This is a genomic window from Dyella ginsengisoli (assembly GCF_044904665.1).
Lineage (GTDB): Bacteria > Pseudomonadota > Gammaproteobacteria > Xanthomonadales > Rhodanobacteraceae > Dyella_A > Dyella_A ginsengisoli.
The window spans coordinates 16,725-39,340 of sequence record NZ_JADIKM010000003.1 but is presented as its reverse complement, the minus strand read 5'-3'; the positions used below and the strand labels follow the sequence as shown (position 1 = coordinate 39,340).

The window sequence follows — 22,616 nt, the reverse complement described above, 5'->3', positions numbered from 1 at the left end:
GCTCCCTCAGTGCGGCGGCTGGTAGCGACCGAAGCGCTTGAGCAGCGCGACCAGTTCCGCATGGGGGATCGCCTTGGCGCAGTGGCCGCCGTCGCCGCACATGTCCTTCGCCGCGATCATCGCGTTGACGATGGCTTCCTCGGCCGCCTGCGCGGTGGCCTCGAACAACGGATCGATGTGGTCGTTGCCGATGAAGCTGGCCTGCTGCAGCGGCTGGTCGTGCAGCGCATCGGCGTTGGCGGTGGAGAACGCCACGAAGATGTCGCCCGAGCCGTTGCCGGAGTAGCTGCCCATCCGCGCAAGGCCCATGCCGGCGCGCCGGGCGATGCGCTTCAACTGGTGCGGCAGCAGCGGCGCATCGGTCGCCACCACGATGATGATCGAGCCGGTGTCCACCGCCGCCGGGTTGGTCGCGCTGTACAGGCGGTCCTCGCGCAGGTACTGGCCCACCGGCACGCCGGCGATGTGCAGGCTGTCGCGCAGCCCGTAGTTGGCCTGCACCAGCACACCCAGGGTGTAGGTCGACTCGCCGATGCGCACCCGCCGCGAGGCGGTGCCGATACCGCACTTGAACTCGTGGCAGATCATGCCGGTGCCGCCGCCGACGTTGCCCTCGGCGACCGGGCCGCCCTTCGCCTCGCGCAGCGCCCGCGCCGCGTCCTCGGCGTGCACGTGGAAGCCGTTGATGTCGTTGAGCTCGCCGTCCCAGGTCTCGGCCACCACCGGCAGCGACCACCAGTAGCCCGACGAATCCGCGCCGCCGGCATGCACGCGTTCGGCGATCACCGCGTCGCGCACCACGCCCACGCTGTGGGTGTTGGTCAGCATCACCGGGCCTTCCAGCTGGCCGGACTCCTCCAGCCAGGTGGTGCCGGTCATCTCGCCGTTGCCGTTGAGCGCGAACCAGCCGCCGAACGCCGGGATGTCGTAGCTGGCCTTGCCGCGTGGCAGGATCGCGGTGACGCCAGTGCGCACCTTGTGGCCGTCGGGGAGGTCGCGGATCAGGGTGACCTGGCCCACGGTGACACCGGCCACGTCGGTGATCGCATTGAGCGGCCCGGGCGCGCCGTCGAACGGTATGCCCAGGTCGCGCGCACGGGGCTCGGCAGCCATCGCCAGGCCTCCCATCGCGCACAGCAGCAACATCAGGCAGCAACGGAACATGTGGCCTCCCCCGAAGCAATGATCGTCGCGCCAGTCTATCCCGATCGCGGAGCACCCCATGCCAGCTGAAACACTTCACCGAGCACTCGACCACGCCACCGCCCTGTCCGCGCGTCACTACTTCGGCGAGCCGATGCTGGCGCTGGAACACCGTGCGGTATTCGCACGCAGCTGGCAGCTGGTGGCGCACCAGGGCCAGCTCGCCGAGCCGGGCGACCATGTGGTGGAACAGGTGGGCCACGTGCCGGTGATCGTGGTGCGCGGACAGGACGGCGTGCTGCGCGGCTTCGTCAACGTCTGCCGCCATCGCGCCGGGCCGCTGGCGCTGTGCAACGGCAAGGGCGCGCGCGCCCTGCACTGCAAGTACCACGGCTGGACCTACACGCTGGAAGGCCAGCTGCGCAGCGCGCCGGAGATGCAGGGCGCCGCCGACTTCAACGTCGAGGAGATCCGCCTGCCACCGGTGCGCGTGCACGAGTGGCAGGGGCTGGTGTACGTGGCGCTGGATGCCTCCGTGCCGCCGTTCGAGTCGGTCTACCGCGGCATCGTCGAGCGCATCGCGCCGATCGACCTCTCGGCGATGCGCTACCTGCGCCGCGACAGCTACGAGATCGCCTGCAACTGGAAGGTCTACGTGGACAACTTCCTCGAGGGCTACCACCTGCCGCACGTGCACCCGGGGCTGTCGAAGGTGCTGGATTACCGCGCCTACGACACCGAGCTGTTCGACTGGTACTCGCTGCAGTCCTCGCCGCTGCGCAACAGCGCGGACATCTACGGTGACGGCGAGGCGTTCTACTACTTCGTCTATCCCAACGTGATGCTCAACATCATGCCCGGCCGCATGCAGACCAACCGCATCGTGCCGCTGGGCCCGGACCGCTGCCGCGTGGAGTTCGACTACTACTACGCGCAGGACGCCGCCGCGCAGGCGCGCATCGCCGCCGACCAGGAGTTCAGCGACGAGGTGCAGCAGGAGGACATCGACATCTGCGAGGCGGTGCAGCGCGGCCTGGCCTCCGGCACCTACGACGCCGGCCGGCTGTGCCCGAAGCGCGAGAGCGGCGTGTGGCATTTCCACAACCTGCTGCGCACCGCCTACGCCGCCGCGCCAGTCCACACCCGGGGAGACCACGCATGAGCAAGCCCCTGCCCGTCCTGCTGCTCGCGCTGGCGTGCGCGCTCGCCGCGCCGGTCCACGCCGCCGAGCACACCGTGGTGCATGCCGGCCATCTGCTCGACGTCGACAGCGGCCGGATGCTGGCCGACCAGGCGGTGTCGATCGAAGCCGGCAAGGTGGTCGCGGTGCAGCCGTGGTCCGCCGACGCGGCCAAGGGCGCGCGCGTGCTCGACTGGACCGCCTGGACCGTAGTGCCCGGCCTGATGGACATGCACACGCACATCTCCGAAGAGGCAGAGACCGCCGACATCGCCGCGCCGCTGAAGATCAGCCCGGCGCAGCAGGCCTTCATCGGCGCGATGAATGCGCGCAAGACCCTGCAGGCCGGCTTCACCACCGTGCGCGACGTGGGTGTGTACCGCGGCTTCGCCGACATCGCCCTGCGTGACGCGATCAACGCGGGCGAGATTCCCGGCCCGCGCATGTTCGTCGCCGGTGCCTACATCACCGCGCCCGGTGGCGGCGGCGAGATCACCGGTCTGCCCGCCGGCACCGTGGTGCCGCCGGAATTCCGCCGGGGCGTGTCGCGGGGCGTGGACCAAGTACGCAAGCACGTGGACCTGATCCTCGACCACGGTGCCGACCTGATCAAGGTGATCGCCACCGGCGCCGTGCTGGCCAACGGCACCGAACCGGGCAAGCCCGAGTACACCGAGGCGGAGATCCGCGCCGCCGTGGTCGAGGCGGCCAGGCGCGGCAAGTTCGTCGCCGCCCACGCGCACGGCGCCGAGGGCATCAAGCGGGCGATCCGCGCCGGCGTGCGCTCAATCGAGCACGGCTCGCTGATCGACGACGAGGGCATCGCGCTGCTCAAGCAGCACGGCACCTGGCTGGTGGCCGACATCTACGACGGCGACTACATCGAGGAAGTCGGCACACGCGACCACTGGTCGCCGGAGATCCTGCGCAAGAACGAGGACACCACGCTGGCCCAGCGCGAGGGCTTCCGCAAGGCGGTGAAGGCCGGTGTGCACCTCGCCTTCGGCACCGACGCCGGCGTCTACCCGCACGGCCAGAACGCCCGCCAGTTCGCCTACATGGTGCGCTGGGGCATGACTCCGCTGCAGGCGATCCGCTCGGCCACCATCGACGCCGCCCGCCTGCTCGGCAAGGAAAAGGAACTCGGCTCGATCGCCCCCGGCAAGGCCGCCGACCTGGTCGCCGTGGGCTGCGATCCGCTGCACGACGTCGACTGCCTGCGGCAGATCCGCGGCGTGATCAAGGCCGGGCAGCCGGTTGCGCTGGAGTGATGGGCGTGTCGCGGATTTTTCATGGCACGACTCAGCTGCTTCGGCCTGCTTCTGCGGGAAAGGCACAAGCCTCCTCTCCGTCATCCCGGCGAAAGCCGGGATCCAGCGTCTTTGCAGTTCAAAAGCCTGAAGTCCCTGGATCCCGGCTTTCGCCGGGATGACGCTGAGGAATCACACGCATCACATGAACACCCAACCCTCGCACCGCCACGGGCGCACCCCATGACCCACAGCAACAAGATCGGCTTCTGGACCTGCACCGCGCTGGTGGTGGGCAACGTGATCGGCATGGGCATCTTCCTGCTGCCCGCCTCGCTCGCGCCGTACGGCTTCAACGCGCTGATCGGCTGGACCGTCACCCTGCTCGGCTGCCTCGCGCTGGCGCGGGTGTTCTCCTACCTGGCGCACGCCCTGCCCGACGCCGACGGCCCCTACGGCTACATCCGCCGCACGCTCGGCGACCTGCCCGCCTACATGGCGCTGTGGGCGTACTGGGTGTCGCTGTGGCTGACCAACGCGGCGCTGGCCACCGGCGCGGTGGGCTACATCACGGTGGTGTTTCCGGCGCTGCAGGTGATCCACCCCGCGGTGTTCGCGCTGGGCCTGCTGTGGCTGTTCGTGGCGATCAACCTGCTCGGCGTGCGCGCCGGCGGCAGCGTGCAGATCGTCACCACCGCGCTCAAGCTGCTGCCGATGATCGCCATCGCCGTGCTCGGCGCCTGGGTGCTGCTGCATTCGCCGGCCAGTTACAGCGCGCACCTGCCGACCACGCCGATCAGCCTGAAGGACACCATGGCCGCCGGCACCATCGCGCTGTTCGCCATGCTCGGCATCGAGTCGGCCAGCGTGCCGGCGGCGCGGGTGAACGACCCCGGCCGCACCATCCCGCGCGCCACCATGGTGGGCACCGTGCTCACCGCTGTGATCTACATCATCGTCTCCACCGTGCCGCTGCTGCTGATCCCGCAGCATGAGCTGGGCAACGCCAGCGCGCCGTTCGCGCTGCTGATGGACCGCTTCGGCGGCGCCGGCTTCGGCCGCTGGCTGTCGCTGTTCGTGGTGGTCAGCGGACTGGGCGCGCTCAACGGCTGGACGCTGCTGGTGGGCGAACTCACCCGCACCATGGCCGCCAACGGCGTGCTGCCCAAGGTGTTCGTGCGCGACAACCGCCGCGGCGCGCCCGCGGTGGCGCTGGTGGTCACCGGCGCGCTGGCCTCGGTGATGGTGTGGATGAGCTACAGCAAGTCGCTGGTGTCGGCCTTCACCTTCATCACCCGCGTGGTCACCGCCGCCAACCTGCCGCTGTACCTGTGCTGCTCACTGGCGCTGATCGTGCTGTGGCGCCGCGGCACGGTGCGCGGCGCGGTGCTGCCGGCCGCCGTGCTCGGCGTGCTGTTCGTGGTGTTCGCCTTCATCGGCATCGGCCACGAACCGCTGGTGCTCGGCCTGGGCCTGATCGCCGCCGGCCTGCCGCTGTACGCCTTCATGCGGCTGCGCCGCAAGCCGCAGGTGGCCAACGCAACCACCCCGTAAATCCCACTGCCGTCATCCCGGCGAACGCCGGGATCCAGTGACTTTTGACCTTGCTGAAATGCGAAGACTCTGGATCCCAGCCTTCGCCGGGATGACGACAAATTAGAGGCCCCCATGCGCGATCCCCGCTACGACATCCTGTTCACCCCGGTGCAGATCGGCCCGGTCACCGCGAAGAACCGCTTCTTCCAGGTGCCGCACTGCAACGGCATGGGCCACGCCATGCCGCTGGCCCACGCGGCCATGCGCGAGGTAAAGGCCGAGGGCGGCTGGGCAGTGGTGTCCACCGAGGAATGCGAGATCCACCCCAGCAGCGACCTCACGCCCTACGTCGAGGCGCGGCTGTGGGACGACCGCGACATCCCCGCCCTCGCGCTGATGTGCGACAAGGTGCACGCGCACGGCGCACTGGCCGCGGTGGAGCTGTCGCACAACGGCCCCACTGCGTCGAACCTGTATTCGCGCGAGGTGCTGATCGGCCCCTCCCACCAGCCGAGCAAGTACGGCTACCCCTCGCAGGCACGCGCGATGTCGCTGAAGGATATCGCCGAGTACCGCCGCTGGCACCGCGAGGCCGCCGTGCGCGCCATGCGCGCCGGCATGGACATCGTCTACGTCTACGCTGCGCACGATCTCTCGCTGCCGATGCACTTCCTGCAGCGCCGCCGCAACCAGCGCACCGACGCCTACGGCGGCTCGCTGGAGAACCGCGTGCGCCTGCTGCGCGAAGTGCTGCAGGACACCAAAGAGGCGATCGGCCACCGCTGCGGCGTGGCGCTTCGCTTCGCCACCGAGGAACTGCTCGGCGGCGGCGGCGTGGAATTGAACGAAGCCAAGGACATCGTGGCGATGCTCGCCGAGCTGCCCGACCTGTGGGACGTGAACGTGGCCGCCTGGTACAACGATTCGGTGCCCTCGCGCTTCGCCGCCGAGGGTGCGCAGGAGCCGTTCGTCGCCTTCGTCAAACAGGTCACCAGCAAGCCGGTGGTCGGCGTGGGCCGCTTCACCTCGCCGGACACCATGGTGTCGCAGATCAAGCGCGGCGTGCTCGACCTGATCGGCGCCGCGCGCCCGTCCATCGCCGACCCGTTCCTGCCGAAGAAAGTGGAACAGGGCCGCATCGACGACATCCGCGAATGCATCGGCTGCAACATCTGCGTCTCCGGCGACATGACCATCTCGCCGATCCGCTGCACGCAGAACCCCACCATGGGCGAGGAATGGCGCAAGGACTGGCACCCCGAGCGCATCGCCCCGGTCAGCAAGCCCGCCCGCGTACTGGTGGTCGGCGGCGGCCCCGCCGGGCTGGAAGCGGCCCGTGCGCTGGGTCAGCGCGGCTACGAGGTGAGCCTGGCCGAAGCGCGCAAGGAACTCGGCGGCCGCGTCACCCGCGAAGCGCGCCTGCCCGGCCTGGCCGAATGGGCGCGCGTGCGCGACTGGCGCCTCGGCCAGATCAACAAGCTCACCAATGTGTCGGTCTACCTCGACTCCGCGCTCACTGCGCAGGACGTGCTCGACTTCGGCGCCGAACACGTGGTGCTCGCCACCGGCTGCCACTGGCGCCGCGACGGCTACGGCCGCAGCCACGGCGCCGCGATCCCCGGCTTCGTGGACAACCCGACCGTCTACACGTTGGACGACCTGATGGACGGCCGCCTCCCCGCCGGCCGCATCGCCGTGCTCGACGACGACGGCTTCTACTACGCCAGCATCGCCGCCGAACAACTGCACGCCCACGGCTGCGAGGTGGTCTACGTGACCCCGGAAGACACCCTCGCCCCGTGGAGCCAGAACACCCTGGACTACCGCCACATCCGCAAGCGCCTGGCCAAGCTCGGCGTGGAGGTGATCGTCTCCCACACCGTCGCCAGCTACGACGGCGACACACTCACCCTCGACCACGCCTGGGAAGATCGCCAGCAACCGCTCGCCGTCGACGCCGTGCTCACCGTCACCGCCCGCCTGCCCGACGACGCGCTGTACCAGCAGCTATTGGAACGCGAGGCTGACTGGGCCGACGCCGGCATCCAGAGCGTGCGCAACATTGGCGACTCCGACGCGCCGGGGCTGATTGCCCATGCGGTGTATGCGGGGCATCGGTATGCGCGGGAGTTAGGCGAGCCGGTGACGGGCGAGGTGGCGTTCAAGCGGCATTTTCATGGGGGGGGTTCGGAATAGCTGCTCCGCCACGCGCCTGTTACTCCCCCACCCGCGCGGACGTAATGAGTACCCATTTATATCCTCCGTATAACACCTGCCGGCGCAAGTCGGGTTGACGCCCCGAATACCTCGCAAGCGCCTGATGGGAAGAGGAAATTCGCCGCTTGTCCGCCGCATCGAGGGCCATGCATACTCGGTGCAACACCCCGGGGATGGGGGCTACTAGGCGTTAGCTTCTAAGGCGAACATGTCGCAACCAGAATCGCACCAGATGAGGAACAACATTATTGCCACGGTTGTCGGTGGCTTGATTCTAGCTGCCCTGCTTGCTGCTCTCAGCCACGTTTGGGCGCCCGCAAGACTGGCTCTGATTTGGCTCTGGGGTTTAGTCGTAACTGTTTGGGGCGCGCTCGTTGCGAGCTATCAGGTCCCCGGGTGGCTTCTTCTTGTGCTCGGATTTTTCGCGGCGGTCTTTTTTGTTCGAGTGGCCTCGGCGTATTTGCGTAGCAAATCCTCCATATCACCCCACCGGTCATACACGTCAGACAATATGTTTGGCGCGCGTTGGCACTGGTCCTGGAGCGATGATCGGATCGTTCAGCTATGGGCCTCGTGCCCCAGTTGTCAAGGCGAGTTGGTCTACCTCAATAGCCGGGACAATTATTTACTTTCGGTGCCGCATGCAAAATTCCTTTGTGAGCATTGTCAGCAAGTGCTCGTAGACATCCCTGGTGGCGAGTATCAATACGCTATAGCCGCCGTTGAGAGAGAGATACGTCGGAGGATCCGAGTTGCAAACTTTCATGCGGCTGAGGCGGCAAGCTAACCAGTCACCCAAGCGGACGGCTCCGCCGCCGATTAATTCCAACATTATACATTACCGATATGAGTTACGACTTATACTTCAAACCTCGAAATGGCTCGTTCACGGAAGAACACTTCCATGCCTACTTCCGTGACAGACCGAACTACAAATGCGAGGGACTCCAGGCGTGGTACGAGAATGAAGACACTGGCGTCTACTTTGTATTTGAGCTTCAGGCAGAGCAGCAGACCACGGAAGATGACGATGAGTGCAAAGATTTCCCGGTCGCACTGAACATCAACTACTTCCGACCGAGCTACTTCATTTTTGAAGCAGAGCCCGAAGTAACTGCGTTCGTCAAGCACTTCGACCTCCTCGTCTCCGATCCCCAAATGGAAGGCATGGGCGACGGCGCGTATAAAGCAGAAAAGCTCTTATCCGGATGGACCCATGGAAACGAATTCGGATACGCGTCTATTTTGAGAGATGAAAAAAACAGAAATGGCATTTCCCACCTCCCAACCGCGCAGCTCCACGACGCGTGGCGGTGGAACTTTTCTCGCGCCCAAGTTCAGGCTCGTGTAGGAGATTCAAAATTTGTTCCCCGCATCATGTTTTTTAATCTAGGCGGGTCAACCATAACATCAGCGGTTTGGCCCGATGGCATTCCTATCGTCGTCACACGCGTTAACTATCTTTGCATCCCTCGTAAAGAACTAGCGCCTACAAAGTTTTTTCGCAAAAAGGAAGACATTACATTCGTCTCGTGGGGCGAAGCATTTGCAATCCTAATTAAACACGGTACACAGAACCGGGATGGCTCAATCAGCTTGAACTACATGTCACCGCCTTCTGATGTAGTGAAATTCGTTCAGTCATTGCCTACAGAGAGCAGAAGCAGCTCTGGGGTGCCGGCAGACTGCGTGCTGGATCGTGAGATTTATGAGCGCAGCGTTGTCTGACCGAATAAATGAATATCAGGATGTCGGGGCCAGGTTCACTTAAACCTCCAAAGAAAGTGAACCCAGCCCGTTCTTGATTATTGGGAACGTCACCAAACCACAAGGAGACAACCGCACGTGACCGCATCGACCCGTCGTCCACAAGTGTGCATTCTGGGGAGCGCCGAGCCGGGATCGGCCGCGTATGAGCGGGCCGGCGAGGCCGGGGCACTGCTGGCGAAGCTGGGCGTCACGGTTGTCAGCGGCTGCGGAAGTCCCGCCACACGATTTGCAGCCGAACGAGCCATCGGCGCGGGCGGGCTGGTGGTCAGCATCGTGCCGCCGGATCAGATGCCTCCCGCCGACTGGCCGGCCACGGTGGTCATCCCGTGCGGCATGGGCGATGCGCGAAACCTGCTGATGGCGCTCGCCGGCGATGCCTGCATCGTGATCGGCGGACGCGCCGGCACGATCTCCGAAGGCTGCCTGGCCTGGTTGCACAAGCGCCCACTGCTCCCACTTGTGGGCTGCGGCGGCTGGTCCAACGAGCTGCCATCGAATCCTCCCGATGAGAGAGAGAACTCGCCGATCCTGCCGTGGGACTCGGTTGCAGCACTTGAGGACCAGCTTCGCAACCTCGGCTTGGTTCGTTAGACCGATACCGGGGTCAGGTTCACTTAATCCTTTCGCAGCTTCCACCGATATGTTCAAGCACTCCGCGGCCCTTTCAATCTCCATCGTCTTGATCATCGTCTCGGTCTGGGCGGTCGTCATCACCGGGCAGAAGCGCTATTTCCCGACTGGTGCGCTCGACCCTAACTCGCCTGGCTCGGACGATTTCGCCAACCGCTGGTACTCCGAACAGCTCGAAGCCATGTCGGAGCCGGTGCTCAGGCCAGTTGCCAGCTCCCGTGCCTATCGCTTCACCTGGCTGCGTACGTTCAATCATCCGGTCGCCATCCGGATCGTCATCGCCAAGGGACGCTGCGTGCTCCACGCCACGGAACTCGATGGTGCCGGAGGATACGCACCCGGAAAGATCTACCGCAGGAAGTTGGAAGCCATCGCCCCCGAAGGCTGCACCAAGGTCGAGGGACTGATCAAGGAGAGCGGCTTCTGGAGTCTTCCGCCACGCGGGAACATCAAGGGCGCCGATGGCTCGGAGTGGATCGTCGAGGGCGCTGCAAGCCACTACCACGTTGTTTCCCGTTGGACTCCCGGGTCGGGACCGATCCGCGCCATCGGCGAACAGTTTCTCGACCTGGCCGGCTGGCGTTACCCAGCCCGTGAGATGTATTGAGGCCATAACGCCATTTCGAGCCCCTCACAGCGACGCCCGTCCACGTCTTTCCCCAATGTTTTGATCGGTCATCCACCAACAGATACGGAGCAGGTCATGTCCCTCATCACCGCCCTGCGGGAAGCCCCCGCCCACCGCTCCACCGCCTCGAAGTACACCTCCCTCAACGGCCTGCTCTACCTGGCCAGCGGCGGTCTGCTGATCGCATGGCCGAGTGTGGTGCAGACGCTGTTGCTAGATGCGCCCTTCCAGGGACACGAGGCGGCGCTGGTGCGCGTGCTGGGCATGGCGCTGGCGGTGATCGGCTGGCTGTACTTCTTTGGCGGTCGCTCCGGTGGCCGGCAGGTGGTGGCCGCCTCGGTGCTGGACCGGCTGATCCTGGTGCCGCTGGTGCTGGTGCCCACCGCACTGGCCGGCGTGTTTCCGCACACGATGATCGCGTTCGCGATCCTCGACCCCATGCTGGCGCTGGGTGCGTGGTGGCTGCTGGCGCGCGACGCGCCATCCAAGCCGTAGTCGCAAACCCCCTCCCGGACTGATCTGAAAAGCGCGGTGCCGGCCGCGATCGGCATGCCGTGAAGGATCGCTGCACACCGCAAGTTATTGCTCGTTGCGAGCGCCTCGACCGCCTACGCATACTCCCGCGCCCAGAGCCAGGTGTGTGATCACGGAGGAGCAGCGATGCGATTGTCGGAGCGCCAGCGATGGCAGAGGACGCGGCAAAAGGGAATGCCCAGATATGTCCTCGTGAACGGCATCCTTATCTGGGGCGCGCCCATGTTTCTGCTGATGACGTTCGTCTTCAAATATTCAGATCTGCCTATCTGGCAGTCGGCAGCGCTCTGGATTTTGACCGGGATCGCCTACGGCATCACCACGTGGGTAACGCAGGAGCGGCGTTATCGCAAGGCCGCGACGGAACACCGGGGCTAGCCGACACACGATCAGCGCGCTTTCCAGAGCTGTCGCATCGCCCCCCCCTGCTTGGACCTCGCACGATCTCTACGGATGAGTGGAAGCACGCCGCCAGACCGCGCACGCGAGGCACTCAAGCGGCGGTGTGGAAGCATGAAGACGCCGTATGCAACCGCCCCCTCCCCACCCGCAGCGCGTTTTGCCCCGACCGCGACCCGAAAACCCTCGCTCGCGCGCCACCGAGCTTTGCGCGCAAAGCTTTTTCGGCCGAGCGCAGCGCAATGAACCTTGCGCGCAAGGCTCCCGAGCTTCGCGCACGAGACTTTTTGGCTTGCCCGCGACCGAAATTGCCTTGCGCACGAGCTGAAAAGCCTTGCGTGCAAGGCCCGGCCACGTGGCGCGCAAGGCTTTTGGCGTTGCGCGCAAGACAAAAAGCCTTGCGGCCGGGGTTCAGAGGCTTGCATGCAAGGCAAATTGCTTTGCGCGCAAACCCATGACCGTGGCCGGCGCTGCCCCGCGCTTGCCGATCAGCACGTTCCCGGGGCGCGCGCTGGCTTCCGCCGGGTAAGATGATTCCTACAAGCTGTGACATCGGGGGGATGTGCATGGGAAGCGTGACCAGCGACGGGTGGCTGCCGGCTGCAGTTGCGTGTCGAACATGGCGGATCGTCGCGCCCGCAGGCAGGACCGTGGCGGTTCTGCCCCGCGCTTTGGCCAACCGGCTGCCCAACACGTGGCGGTAACCCTCGAATGATGCGCGCGTCTCGCGGCGGGCCACGGCTTTCGTGGCGGCAACGCTTGGCCGTGTGCGGCCTGGCCGTGGCGGCGCTTTTCCACGGCGGATCGGCCGGGGCGACGGCGCCCGCAGGCAGCGATACCGCGTCCGTGCTGACGCAGGCGTATGCCATCAAGACCTCCGACCACGCCCGCTTCCTGAAGCTGCTGCAGCAACTGCATCAGCCGGGCACGGTGCTGTCGCCGGACGAGCAGTGGCGCCTGCGCTATCTGGACGGATGGGAAGGCTCGTTCATCGGCGACTACGCCAAGGCCGAACCGCTGCTGCGCGATGTGGCCGACCACGCCACCGATACCGACCTCAAGGCCCTCGCCGCCGGCACGCTGCTCAACATCCTGGCGATCAGCCATCACTACGAGGAGGCGTTCGAGCGGGCCGACCGGCTCGCCGCGGCCGTCCCGCACATTCGCGATCGCAAGGTGGCCTACGTGGCGCTGTCGCAGCTGTCGCAACTGATGGCCTCGGCCCAGCAGGTGAAGCCGGCGGCTACCTATGCGAGGCAGATGATGCGTTTCGCGGAGCCCGGTCAGTCGATGTGCCGGCCGTACGTCTATCTGTTCGGCGCTCTGGTGGCCGACGACCACCTGCCGCCCACCGACCCCATCTTCCGCCAGGCGATCGACACCTGCACCGCCGCCGGCGAGCCCATGTTCGCCGACACCGTGGAGCTGGACCTGGCACGGCGGCTGGCCGAAACCGGCAAGCCCCAGGCCGCGCTCGCCCTGCTCAAGCGCATTGCGCCGACGGTGGACGCGCAGGGTTTCCAGGTGCACGCGTATGTGTTGCGCAGCGACCTCGGCTACGCGTACTGGGTGAGTGGCGACGCCGTGCGCGCCAAGCGGTGGGCGCTGGCGGCGCTGGCCATGGACCCCAAGGGCAATTTCGACGGGCTGTCGGAGTACGTCTACCGGGTGCTGTACGAGGTGGCGAACAAGGCCGGCGACTATCGCGCCGCACTGGACTATTACCGTCACTACCGCGACGTGCAGGCCCGCTCGGTCAGCGATACGCAGGCCATTGCGCTGGCTTACCACACGGTGCAGCAGCAGTTGTCCCTCCATAAGCTGCAACTGGCCGAGTTGAGCAAGCACAACAGCGTGCTGGAGTTGCAGCAGGCGCTGGACCGCAAGCAGATCCAGACGACCCGGCTGCAGCTGTTGCTGTTGCTCACCGTGCTGCTTTCTGGTGCCTTGTGGCTGGTACGCATCAAGCGCTCGCAACTACGCTTCCAGAAGCTGGCGCGTCGCGACGGCCTGACGGGAATCCTCAACCACCAGCACTTTCTCGCCGAGACCGAGAGCGCCCTGCGCCATGCGCAGAACGCCTCGCGCAGCGTGTGCCTGGCGTTGATCGACCTGGATCACTTCAAGCAGGTCAACGACACCTACGGCCACGCGACCGGCGACGCAGTGCTCAAGGAAACCGTCACGCTGTGCCAGGCGCATCTGCGCCCCATCGACGTGTTCGGACGCCTGGGCGGCGAGGAGTTCGGCCTGGTGCTGCCGGACTGCACGCTCGAACAGGGCCTCGACATCGTCCATCGCATCCGCCTGGCGCTCGCCAACACGCCCATCGACAGCAACCACCCGGATCTGGGCATCTCCGCCAGCTTCGGCCTCGCCTCCACCGGCACCTGCGGCTATCAGCTGCCCGAGCTGATGGCCACCGCCGATGCGGCGCTCTACCGCGCCAAGCGCGGCGGACGTAATCGGGTGGAGACTGACGCGGAGGTCGCGTGAGGGATGGAGGTCGTTGAATGGAGATGACCTTGCCTGCTTCGTGCGACCAGGTCGTTCAGACGCGGATGGCATCTCGCAAGAGGCGACTGCGCTCGAGACTCGGTGCCCTCAGGACGGGAGACAACGGGGGGCAAGGATGGCCCTGCAACGCGCCTGGTCCGCACCCGTTGCAGCCTTGCCTCCTCCAGGACCTGACTGCCGCTACGTCTCTGCCATGACGTCCTGCAGCCAGGCTCTCAAGGCGGCGACATCGCGGCGCGCCTGCAGCTCCGGGGCGCAGGCGAAGTGATAGGTTTCGCCGCGGAGAACCGGCGCGAACGGCGCAACGAGCAGGCCAGCGGCCAATGCATCCGCGACGAGGACCAGGCTGGCGATCACGACGCCATGACCGGCCATGGCCGCCTGTACCGCCAGCGTGCTGTCGGGAAATCGCACGCCAGCCTGTGTATCCACGTCGAGCAGGCCCGCCTCGGCGCACCAGCGCGGCCAATCCGGCGAAGGCGCAGGTACCTGGCGACCGTCGATGTGAATCAACGTGGCCTGTCGCAGATCTTCCGGCACCGACAGTCCCAGCCCGGGACTGCAGACCGGGCCAAATACGTCATCCCGGAGCGGGACGCTGGCGACTCCGGCGAACGGTCCCTTGCCATAGCGTATGGCTGCGTCCACGCCGCCCGGTCGCAACTCGACGATCGCATCCGACGCGTGCAGGCGCAGATCGACATCGGGAAGTAGCCGGCGCAATTCGCCCAGCCGCGGAACCATCCAGTGACCCAGGAACGCGGTGGTGGAGGTCAGCGTCAGGATCGTCGCGTCCTGGCGCTGGCGCAGCAGCGCCACTGCCCTCGCGATTTCTCCAAGGCCGGACGCGGTTGCCTGGTAGAGCACGCTGCCCTCCGCTGTCAGCCTGACGGCGCGCGGCGTGCGCTCCAGCACCCGCAGGCCCAACTGCGCCTCGAGCTGTCGAATCTGGTGGCTGATCGCGGTGGGCGTGACGAACAGCTCTTCGGCCGCCGCCTTGAAGCTGGATCGCCGGGCCACCGCTTCAAAGGCGCGAAGGGCGGTCAGCGGCGGAAGGCTGCGATTGCTCATGATGAAATTATTTCATCCAAATGCTGAAGACTATGAATTTGAAAGGAACATTCAAGCGACTTAGCTTGTTGGAAGGCTTCCAATGATGATTGGAATTCACTTTCAAACGAGGTGGTCATGATGGAATTCAAAGCCGGCTTGATCGATGTCTTCGCCGAGACCCCGTTCGGCGGAAATCCCCTGGCGGTGGTCGAGGATGCCGACGGACTGTCGGACGCGCAGATGCGACGCATCGCTGGCGAGTTCAACCAGGCCGAAACCACGTTCCTGATGAAAAGCGACCGCGCCGACCGCAAGCTGCGCTCGTTTACCGCCAGCGGCGCCGAAGTGTTCGGCGCCGGCCACAATGCGCTCGGAGCGTGGCTATGGATGGGCGAGCAAGGGCAGCTGGGTTCGCTCGACAGTCCGCGGACGTTCAAGCAGGAAATCGGCGAAGACGTCCTGCCTATCACGCTGGTGAAAGTCGCCGGTCGTGTGCATGGCCGCATGCGGCAGGCCGCGTTGCGGCTGTCGCCACCGCTGACCGCCACGGACTCGCTGGCGGATGCATTGGGGCTCGAGCCGGACGACATCGCGCCGTTGCCGGCGACGCGCGTTGCCGATACCGGGGCCGGGCATCTGATGGTTCGCTTGCGCGATGCCGTGGCCGTCGATCGCGCAGCGCCATCTGCCACGGCACTGCTGGCATTCCTCGAGCGCGCCGGGGCCGAAGGTTGCTACATCTATGCCTTCGACCCGGCGTCGCCCGACACGGCCTATGCGCGCTTCTTCAACCCGACGGTGGGGCTGTGGGAAGACGCCGCGACCGGCACGGCCGCTGGCCCCTTGTGTGCCTACCTGGGCGCCGAAGGGCTATTGAATTCCGATGGAACGCTGGTCGTGGAGCAGGGGGTGAAGATGGGGCGACGCAGTCTGCTGCAGCTTCGCCTGACGCCCGACCCGGAATTGTCGGGAGCCGGCATCGCGGTATTGCGCGGAATGCTCGTGCTGTAACCCGGGGGCAAGTCGCGCAGACCACCTTGGCGCCGCTCGCGCATGCGCGCGACGTGCCGGAAACACATGCGCATCGAACTCAAGGGATAGCCGATCTGGTGGATGTTCGATCGCCGCGGCAGCCAGAAGCCTGCCGCGGCGCAACCCTATGCGTACATCACAGCACCTTCATCCCTGCTGGCTGACCAAATCCGGGCAGGTCTGCGCATCCTCCCCACGTGCCCGCCTCCTCGTGGCCCGCGGACAAGTCGAGCGGGTAACACCTGCGCTCAACCGATCATCCCCTCCGCCACTGCTCGGCATTATCGCAGTGTCACCCTTTGCGGCAGTGCGTAATGGGCCGCCCGCTCCGCGCCGCTATCATGGCGGTTTTCCTTTGCACGGCAGGCTTGTCCATGAGCGTGATCGCCTCGCAGATCGACCCCCGGTCGCCCGAGTTTCAGGCCAACGCGGCGCAGCTGCGCGTGGCGGTGGACGACCTGCACCGGGAACTGGAGAAGGCGGCCGAGGGCGGCGGCGAAAAGGCGCGCGACAAGCACACCGCACGCGGCAAGCTGCTGCCGCGCGAGCGCATCCGCGCCCTGCTCGATCCGGGCTCGCCGTTCCTGGAGCTTTCCGCACTGGCCGCGCACGGCATGTACGACGACGCCGCGCCCGCCGCGGGCCTGATCACCGGCATCGGCCGCGTCAACGGCATCGAGGTGGTGGTGGTGGCCAACGATGCCACCGTGAAGGGTGGCACCTACTTCCCGATGACCGTGAAGAAGCACCTGCGCGCGCAGGAAGTGGCGCTGGAAAACCGCCTGCCCTGCGTGTACCTGGTCGACTCCGGCGGCGCCTTCCTGCCGCTGCAGGACGAGGTGTTTCCGGACAAGGAGCACTTCGGGCGGATCTTCTACAACCAGGCGCGGATGTCCTCGCTCAACATCCCGCAGATCGCGGTGGTGATGGGCAGCTGCACCGCCGGCGGCGCGTACGTGCCGGCGATGAGCGACGAGACGATCATCGTGCGCGAGCAGGGCACGATCTTCCTGGGTGGCCCGCCGCTGGTGAAGGCCGCCACCGGCGAGGTGGTGGACGCCGAGACGCTGGGCGGTGCGGACGTCCATACGTCCATCTCCGGCGTGGCCGACCACTACGCGGAGAACGACGCGCATGCGCTGGCGATTGCCCGTGACATCGTCGGCCATCTCAATCGCACCAAGGCCATGCCGCTCGCTCTGCGCACGCCGATCGAGCCGAAGTACCCTGCCGAGGAGCTGTACGGCGTGATCCCGCAGGACACCCGCCGGCCGTTCGACATCCGTGAGGTGATCGCGCGCATCGTCGACGGCTCGGAGTTCCACGAGTTCAAGGCGCGCTACGGCAAGACGCTGGTGTGCGGCTTTGCGCACATCCACGGTTACCCGGTCGGCATCGTCGCCAACAACGGCATCCTGTTCGCCGAGAGCGCGCTCAAGGGCGCGCACTTCATCGAGCTGTGCAACCAGCGCAACGTGCCGCTGGTGTTCCTGCAGAACATCACCGGCTTCATGGTCGGCAAGAAGTACGAGCAGGCCGGCATCGCCAAGGACGGCGCCAAGATGGTCACCGCCGTGGCCTGCTCGCACGTGCCCAAGTTCACCGTGGTGATCGGCGGCAGCTTCGGCGCCGGCAACTACGCGATGTGCGGCCGCGCCTACGGCGCGCGCTTCCTGTGGATGTGGCCGAACGCGCGGATCAGCGTGATGGGCGGCGAGCAGGCGGCCAGCGTGCTGGCCACGGTGAAGCGCGACGGCATCGAGGCGGCGGGCAAGGCGTGGAGCGCGGAAGAGGAGGAGGCCTTCAAGGCGCCGATCCGCGATCAATACGAGCGCCAAGGCCATCCCTACTACGCCAGTGCGCGGCTGTGGGACGACGGCATCATCGACCCGGCCGACACCCGCCGCGTGCTGGGGCTGGCGATCTCCGCCTCGCTCAACGCGCCGATCGAGCCGCAGCGCTTTGGCGTGTTCCGCATGTGATCGCGCGCGTCCCGGCCGGGCGGGACGCACGCATCGCGATCAGAAGAACTCGTACTCGAGCTGCGCCAGCACGGTGCGCCGGGGCGCGGCGGCATTGATGCCCAGCACCATGCCGAAGCGGTACTCCAGATTGCCGCGCGTGCCGGGCACGTGCCATTCGCCGGTGACCACCGGGCCGGCCTGGTAGGCGTGGTCGTCGGGCCGGCCGTAGGCTTCGATACCGGGGCGGAACGCCTTGCTGACGGCGTAGGTGCCGGCGTAGCTGTAGCGGAATTCGGTTTTCGACGACGCGCCCGCACCCACCTCGCGCTCCCAGATCAGGTTGACGCGGTGGTCGAAGCGGCCGACGGTCTTCTCGATCAGCGGCCCCACTTCGAGCTCGCCCGGGCCGCCGCCTTTCGGATGGCCGTAGGAGGCGAGCAGACCGACGTCGGCCCAGTAGCGCCCGGTTTCAGTGAACTGGAAGGTGTTCTCGAATTCGTAGCCGACCAGCTTGCCGCCCGCGCCCGGCGCCTTTTCGTACTCGGCCAGGTAAAGCTCCGGCTTCCACCAGCCGTTGAACGCGTGCGCCACCGACAGCTCGGCTGCGCGCTCGCCGCCGATGTCCGCGCGACCGTCGCTGTAGCCGTAGCCGCGCAGTTCGATCTCGGTCTGGGTGGCCATCACGCGGGGCGAGTAGACGATGAAATCATCGGCGCGCGCGAGGCTCGCCGTGCCGGTGAGCAGCAGGACGAGCATCGGTGCCGCCCATCGCCATGCGGCCGGCCGGTGACCGGGAGACGGGAGGCGGCGTGTCAGGTGGGCAGACATGCGGGGGTTTCCTCGACAGCGAAAGACGGAGATAAAGTGTGGAATCGGGACGGCGTGGAGGCATGCGCCCCCCGCGCGCGGTCGAGCCGCGCGGTGCGGGTGAGCAACGAATCGAATCAGTGCTGCGGTTGCGGCGTGCCGGCTGAAGCCACCGGTGCACCGCGTGGCTTGGCCGGCGCCGGCGCTGCGCCCAACCAGCGCATGCCGGCGAACAGGGCGATCGCCGTAACCGCGTAGAACACCAGCTGGATGCCGGCGGGCGAGGCGTCGTAGCCCACCAGCACGCCCAGCGTCTTGCCGGCGAGCGAGCCGTTGGAAATCAGCGCCGAGGTGTCCCACAGCTGCTCGCCCCAGGCCGGCAACCAGTTGGCCTGCACCAGAAAGCGCGCCGCGGTGGAGGCCAGCCCCGCCGCGAGCAGCACCAGCATCACGTTGGTGGCGCGGAAGAAGTGCTTCATCGGAATGCGCAGCAGGCCGACGTACAGCCCGTAACCCAGCAGCACGCCGCTGGCCACGCCCAGCGCGATGCCGCCGGCAAGGCCGGCGACGCCGATGCCGCCCATCGCCATCGAGTAGACGAACAGCACCACCTCGGAGCCTTCGCGCAGCACCGCCAGCCCCACCACCGCCAGCAGCAGGGTGAGCGAACTGGAACCGGCCTTCACCGCCTGCCCCACCGCGCCCATGTGCTGGGCCAGCTCGCGCGAGTGGCGCGCCATCCACACCACGTGCCAGCCGATCATCACCACCGCCGCCAGCAGCACCACGGCGTTCATCAGCTCCTGGCCGACCCCGCGCGCCAGTTGCGCGATGGCCCCGGCGCCCAGCGCCACCAGCACCGCGCCGAGCAGGCCCAGACCGATGCCGCCGGCCACGTAGAGCCCGCGCCGATCGACGCCGCGCGTGGCGGCACAGACGATGGAGACGATCAGCGCCGCCTCCATCACCTCGCGAAAAACCAGCAGCGCTACGCCGGGCATGGCATCACTCCGCGATCAGCCGGCCCTGGGCCGTGTCCTGGTGGAAGTCGCCGAAGAAGCGGTAGCTGCCGGCCTTCAGCGGACCGACGTAGACGCTGGTCGAGCTGTTGGGCAGCACGATCTTCTCGCGGTTGAAGTCGGTGCTCTCGAACTCTTCCGGGCTGGCGTCGCGGTTCTCGATCACCAGCTTGAACTTGGCATCCGCCGGCACTTTCAGCTCGGCCGGCTGGTAGGTGTGGTTCTGCAGTACGAGCCTGAATTCCGGCAGGTCGCTCGCATGCGCTACGGACGCCAGCGCACCCAGGCAAAGCGCAGCGGCAAGGGCAAGGATTCGGGACATGAGAGGAGTTCGCCGCTTTCGTGAATTGCGCAAATGATAGTCGTTATCATTCAAGCGCGCAATGCGACGTGGACTCGAAGGGGCCGCGACGCGTTGACGCGGCCTGGCTGCCCGGCTTCGGACGCTTGAGCGAGCTGACGCCCCGCCCAGCCGTCAGATGGACAGGGTCAGTGCGAGCGCGACTTGAACTCCAGCGGCTGCTTTTCGGCCACCGGTGGTGCTGCCGATCCGCAGCCGCCGCAGGCGCTGCAACCATCGCCGCTGCCACAGGAGCCGGCCTTGGCCTCGGAGGGCTGCAACCAGTGCGCGAGACGATGGGCGAACGGCCCGCGCTGCGGCGACTCCAGCGCCGCGGAGAGCCGCGCGAGCAGCCGCTTGCTGGTCGCCGGTATCAGCTTGCGGAAGGCCACCCACGCGCTGTCCACCAGCACGCCGGCCAGCACCACCGTCTGCACGACGGCGAACGCGCTCACGAGAGCACACTCGCCAGCTGGTAGGTGATGAACGAGGCGAGGTAGGCCAGCCCGAACAGGTAACCGGCGGCGATCGCCACATTGCGCCACGAGTTGGTCTCGCGACGGATCACCGCCAGCGTCGACATGCACTGCGGCGCGAACACGTACCACGCCAGCAGGCTGAGCGCGGTGGCCAGCGACCACTGGTGGGCGATCAGCGGGCCGAGCTGGCTGGCGATGGAATCGTCACCGCCGGACATCGCGTACACCGTGCCCAGCGCCGACACCGCCACCTCGCGCGCGGCCAGGCCCGGCACCAGCGCGATGCAGATCTGCCAGTTGAAGCCGATCGGCGCGAACACGTAGTGCAACGCATGCCCCAACCGGCCGGCCAGGCTGTAGTCGATCGCCGGCCCGATCGCACCCGGCGGCGGCCCCGGAAAACTGGACAGGAACCACAGGATCACAGTGAGCGAGAGGATGATGCCGCCGACCCGCTTGAGGAAGATCTTGCTGCGCTCCCACAGCCCCAGCGCCACGTCGCGCACATTGGGCATGCGGTACGAGGGCAGCTCCATCAGCAAGGCGTGCTCGCTCTTGTCCCGGCGGAAGCGCTTGATCACGAACGCCACCGCCAGCGCGCTGGCCACGCCGGCGAAGTACAGCGTGAACAGCACCAGCCCCTGCAGGTTGAACACGCCCCACACCGTGCGCTGCGGAATGAAGGCGGCGATCAGCAGCGTGTACACCGGCAGGCGCGCCGAGCAGGTCATCAACGGTGCGACGAGGATGGTGGTGAGGCGGTCGCGCGGATCGGTGATGCTGCGCGTGGCCATGATGCCGGGGATGGCGCAGGCGAAGCTGGACAGCAACGGGATGAACGCGCGGCCGGTGAGCCCCGCCTTGAACATCAGCTTGTCCAGCAGGAAGGCCGCGCGCGGCAGATAGCCGGACTCCTCCAGCATCAGGATGAACAGGAACAGGATCAGGATCTGCGGCAGGAACACCAGCACGGCGCCGAGGCCGGCGAAGATGCCGTCATCCAGCAGGCTTTTCAGTGCGCTGTGCGCGGGCAGCGGCGCGGTGACCAGGTGGCCCAGCGCCGCCACGCCGGCCTCGAGGCCGTCCATCAGCGGCTGCGCCCAGGAGAACACCGCCTGGAAGATCAGGAACATCAGCACCGCCAGGATGGCCAGGCCGAACACCGGATGCAGCACCCAGCGGTCGATCGCATCGTCCACACGATCGGTCGCCGAGGGCATCACCACCGTGGCGGCCAGCAGCTCGCGCACCTGCGCATGCAGGTCGGCGCGGCTGGCCGGGTCATCCGCCTGCACCGGCGCGGCCGGCGGCACCTCGCCATCCACGCGCTCGATCAGCGCGCGGGCGCCCCCGCGACGCACGGCCACGGTCTCCACTACCGGCATGCCGAGCCGGCGCGAGAGTTCCGCCACGTCAATGGCGATGCCGCGGCGGCGCGCCGTGTCCATCATGTTCAGTGCCAGCACCACCGGGCGCCCCAGCCGCTTCACCTCGAGCACGAAGCGCAGATGCAGGCGCAGGTTGGTGGCATCGGCCACGCACACGATCAGGTCCGGCGCCGGTTCGCCCGGATACACCCCGGCACAGACGTCGCGGGTGATCTGCTCGTCGGGGCTGTTCGCGTCCAGGCTGTAGGTGCCGGGCAGATCGAGCAGGTGCAGCACGCGGCCGGACGGCGCGGTGAAGCGGCCCTCCTTGCGCTCCACCGTCACGCCGGCGTAGTTGGCCACCTTCTGCCGGCCGCCGGTGAGCTGGTTGAACAGCGCGGTCTTGCCGCAGTTGGGATTGCCGACCAAAGCGATACGCAAGGTGCTGGCGCTCACGCCGCCTCCTGCACGCGCACCGTAACGCGTGCCGCCTCGCTGCGCCGCAGGGCGAAGCGGGTGGAACCGACCTGGATCAGCAGCGGATCGGCCCCCAGCGGACCGCGCGCCACCAGCCGCACCGGCTCGCCCGCGACGAAACCGAGATCGCGCAGGCGCTGGGCGATCACGTCGTCGAGGTGGGCATCATCCACGCGGTCCACCACGGCAGGCGAACCCTTGGGCAGGTCGGACAGGCGCACAGGCTTTGGCCTAAATAGGAATGGTTCGCATTGTATATCGTTCCCCGCTGCGC

The 22,616-nt window shown here is 66.8% G+C and carries 20 protein-coding genes; 12 read left to right on the top strand and 8 right to left on the bottom strand.

Annotated features, from left to right (window positions below; translation table 11 throughout):
* Positions 1 to 6: 6 nt before the first annotated feature.
* The gene (locus ISP17_RS10235; protein ID WP_404632769.1) at positions 7 to 1,164 is read right to left on the bottom strand and encodes a DmpA family aminopeptidase; all 1,158 of its coding nucleotides are present in this window, start codon (positions 1,162 to 1,164) and stop codon (positions 7 to 9) included.
* Positions 1,165 to 1,222: 58 nt separating this feature from the next.
* On the opposite strand from ISP17_RS10235, the gene ISP17_RS10230 reads away from it, so the two are divergent.
* The 10 genes from ISP17_RS10230 (at position 1,223) to ISP17_RS10185 (ending at position 13,783) form a co-directional block, all read left to right on the top strand.
* On the top strand, positions 1,223 to 2,305 hold the full coding sequence (locus tag ISP17_RS10230; protein ID WP_404632767.1) for an aromatic ring-hydroxylating oxygenase subunit alpha: 1,083 nt from the start codon (positions 1,223 to 1,225) through the stop codon (positions 2,303 to 2,305).
* On the top strand, positions 2,302 to 3,594 hold the full coding sequence (locus ISP17_RS10225) for a Xaa-Pro dipeptidase (RefSeq protein ID WP_404632765.1): 1,293 nt from the start codon (positions 2,302 to 2,304) through the stop codon (positions 3,592 to 3,594). The genes ISP17_RS10230 and ISP17_RS10225 overlap by 4 nt, the downstream gene beginning before the upstream one ends.
* A gap of 222 nt (positions 3,595 to 3,816) precedes the next feature.
* Entirely contained in the window at positions 3,817 to 5,127 is a 1,311-nt protein-coding gene (locus tag ISP17_RS10220; RefSeq protein ID WP_404632763.1) for an amino acid permease, read from the top strand.
* Positions 5,128 to 5,241: 114 nt separating this feature from the next.
* On the top strand, positions 5,242 to 7,305 hold the full coding sequence (locus ISP17_RS10215) for an oxidoreductase (RefSeq protein ID WP_404632761.1): 2,064 nt from the start codon (positions 5,242 to 5,244) through the stop codon (positions 7,303 to 7,305).
* Between the two features lie 867 nt (positions 7,306 to 8,172).
* Entirely contained in the window at positions 8,173 to 9,054 is an 882-nt protein-coding gene (locus tag ISP17_RS10210; RefSeq protein ID WP_404632759.1) for a hypothetical protein, read from the top strand.
* A gap of 117 nt (positions 9,055 to 9,171) precedes the next feature.
* Positions 9,172 to 9,687, top strand: a complete 516-nt coding sequence (locus ISP17_RS10205; RefSeq protein WP_404632757.1) for an SLOG cluster 4 domain-containing protein — start codon at positions 9,172 to 9,174, stop codon at positions 9,685 to 9,687.
* A gap of 49 nt (positions 9,688 to 9,736) precedes the next feature.
* Positions 9,737 to 10,333: a hypothetical protein gene (locus tag ISP17_RS10200; protein WP_404632755.1), complete on the top strand. Its 597-nt coding sequence runs from the start codon at positions 9,737 to 9,739 to the stop codon at positions 10,331 to 10,333.
* 96 nt (positions 10,334 to 10,429) lie between these two features.
* Positions 10,430 to 10,849 (top strand): hypothetical protein, encoded by a 420-nt coding sequence (locus ISP17_RS10195; RefSeq protein WP_404632753.1) that lies wholly within the window; start codon positions 10,430 to 10,432, stop codon positions 10,847 to 10,849.
* Between the two features lie 231 nt (positions 10,850 to 11,080).
* Positions 11,081 to 11,266, top strand: coding sequence for a hypothetical protein (locus ISP17_RS10190; RefSeq protein WP_404632751.1), 186 nt, complete (start codon positions 11,081 to 11,083; stop codon positions 11,264 to 11,266).
* An 867-nt stretch (positions 11,267 to 12,133) separates the two neighbouring features.
* The gene (locus ISP17_RS10185; protein ID WP_404632749.1) at positions 12,134 to 13,783 is read left to right on the top strand and encodes a tetratricopeptide repeat-containing diguanylate cyclase; all 1,650 of its coding nucleotides are present in this window, start codon (positions 12,134 to 12,136) and stop codon (positions 13,781 to 13,783) included.
* A gap of 201 nt (positions 13,784 to 13,984) precedes the next feature.
* On the opposite strand, the gene ISP17_RS10180 is transcribed toward ISP17_RS10185, so the two are convergent.
* Entirely contained in the window at positions 13,985 to 14,875 is an 891-nt protein-coding gene (locus ISP17_RS10180; RefSeq protein ID WP_404632747.1) for a LysR substrate-binding domain-containing protein, read from the bottom strand.
* 117 nt (positions 14,876 to 14,992) lie between these two features.
* Here ISP17_RS10180 and ISP17_RS10175 point away from each other — a divergent pair, with 117 nt between their 5' ends.
* Entirely contained in the window at positions 14,993 to 15,868 is an 876-nt protein-coding gene (locus ISP17_RS10175; protein WP_404632745.1) for a PhzF family phenazine biosynthesis protein, read from the top strand.
* A gap of 395 nt (positions 15,869 to 16,263) precedes the next feature.
* Positions 16,264 to 17,871 carry a carboxyl transferase domain-containing protein gene (locus ISP17_RS10170; protein ID WP_404632743.1) on the top strand — a complete coding sequence of 536 codons (1,608 nt, stop codon included), beginning with the start codon at positions 16,264 to 16,266 and terminating at the stop codon, positions 17,869 to 17,871.
* A 39-nt stretch (positions 17,872 to 17,910) separates the two neighbouring features.
* Here ISP17_RS10170 and ISP17_RS10165 read toward each other — a convergent pair whose 3' ends face one another.
* The 6 genes from ISP17_RS10165 to ISP17_RS10140 all read right to left on the bottom strand — a co-directional run bounded on the left by ISP17_RS10165 (position 17,911) and on the right by ISP17_RS10140 (position 22,563).
* Entirely contained in the window at positions 17,911 to 18,609 is a 699-nt protein-coding gene (locus ISP17_RS10165; protein WP_404632741.1) for a hypothetical protein, read from the bottom strand.
* Between the two features lie 188 nt (positions 18,610 to 18,797).
* Positions 18,798 to 19,661 carry an FTR1 family iron permease gene (locus tag ISP17_RS10160; protein WP_404632739.1) on the bottom strand — a complete coding sequence of 288 codons (864 nt, stop codon included), beginning with the start codon at positions 19,659 to 19,661 and terminating at the stop codon, positions 18,798 to 18,800.
* 4 nt (positions 19,662 to 19,665) lie between these two features.
* A complete protein-coding gene (locus ISP17_RS10155) occupies positions 19,666 to 20,001 on the bottom strand; it encodes a cupredoxin domain-containing protein (protein ID WP_404632737.1) in 336 nt (111 codons plus the stop codon).
* Between the two features lie 167 nt (positions 20,002 to 20,168).
* A complete protein-coding gene (locus ISP17_RS10150) occupies positions 20,169 to 20,474 on the bottom strand; it encodes a DUF6587 family protein (protein WP_404632735.1) in 306 nt (101 codons plus the stop codon).
* The gene (gene feoB, locus ISP17_RS10145) at positions 20,471 to 22,321 is read right to left on the bottom strand and encodes a ferrous iron transporter B (protein WP_404632733.1); all 1,851 of its coding nucleotides are present in this window, start codon (positions 22,319 to 22,321) and stop codon (positions 20,471 to 20,473) included. The genes ISP17_RS10150 and feoB overlap by 4 nt, the downstream gene beginning before the upstream one ends.
* Positions 22,318 to 22,563 (bottom strand): FeoA family protein, encoded by a 246-nt coding sequence (locus ISP17_RS10140; protein WP_404632731.1) that lies wholly within the window; start codon positions 22,561 to 22,563, stop codon positions 22,318 to 22,320. The genes feoB and ISP17_RS10140 overlap by 4 nt, the downstream gene beginning before the upstream one ends.
* Positions 22,564 to 22,616: the final 53 nt, after the last annotated feature.

Excerpts from the sequence above, each read along its gene's own strand:
- ISP17_RS10225 (WP_404632765.1), top strand. The coding sequence starts at position 2,302 with ATGAGCAAGCCCCTGCCCGTCCTGCTGCTCGCGCTGGCGTGCGCGCTC.
- ISP17_RS10155 (WP_404632737.1), bottom strand. The coding sequence starts at position 20,001 with ATGTCCCGAATCCTTGCCCTTGCCGCTGCGCTTTGCCTGGGTGCGCTG.
- ISP17_RS10215 (WP_404632761.1), top strand. The coding sequence starts at position 5,242 with ATGCGCGATCCCCGCTACGACATCCTGTTCACCCCGGTGCAGATCGGC.
- ISP17_RS10230 (WP_404632767.1), top strand. The coding sequence starts at position 1,223 with ATGCCAGCTGAAACACTTCACCGAGCACTCGACCACGCCACCGCCCTG.
- ISP17_RS10235 (WP_404632769.1), bottom strand. The coding sequence starts at position 1,164 with ATGTTCCGTTGCTGCCTGATGTTGCTGCTGTGCGCGATGGGAGGCCTG.
- ISP17_RS10165 (WP_404632741.1), bottom strand. The coding sequence starts at position 18,609 with ATGCTCGTCCTGCTGCTCACCGGCACGGCGAGCCTCGCGCGCGCCGAT.
- ISP17_RS10200 (WP_404632755.1), top strand. The coding sequence starts at position 9,737 with ATGTTCAAGCACTCCGCGGCCCTTTCAATCTCCATCGTCTTGATCATC.
- ISP17_RS10180 (WP_404632747.1), bottom strand. The coding sequence starts at position 14,875 with ATGAGCAATCGCAGCCTTCCGCCGCTGACCGCCCTTCGCGCCTTTGAA.
- ISP17_RS10220 (WP_404632763.1), top strand. The coding sequence starts at position 3,817 with ATGACCCACAGCAACAAGATCGGCTTCTGGACCTGCACCGCGCTGGTG.
- ISP17_RS10170 (WP_404632743.1), top strand. The coding sequence starts at position 16,264 with ATGAGCGTGATCGCCTCGCAGATCGACCCCCGGTCGCCCGAGTTTCAG.
- ISP17_RS10210 (WP_404632759.1), top strand. The coding sequence starts at position 8,173 with ATGAGTTACGACTTATACTTCAAACCTCGAAATGGCTCGTTCACGGAA.
- ISP17_RS10195 (WP_404632753.1), top strand. The coding sequence starts at position 10,430 with ATGTCCCTCATCACCGCCCTGCGGGAAGCCCCCGCCCACCGCTCCACC.
- ISP17_RS10160 (WP_404632739.1), bottom strand. The coding sequence starts at position 19,661 with ATGCCCGGCGTAGCGCTGCTGGTTTTTCGCGAGGTGATGGAGGCGGCG.
- ISP17_RS10175 (WP_404632745.1), top strand. The coding sequence starts at position 14,993 with ATGATGGAATTCAAAGCCGGCTTGATCGATGTCTTCGCCGAGACCCCG.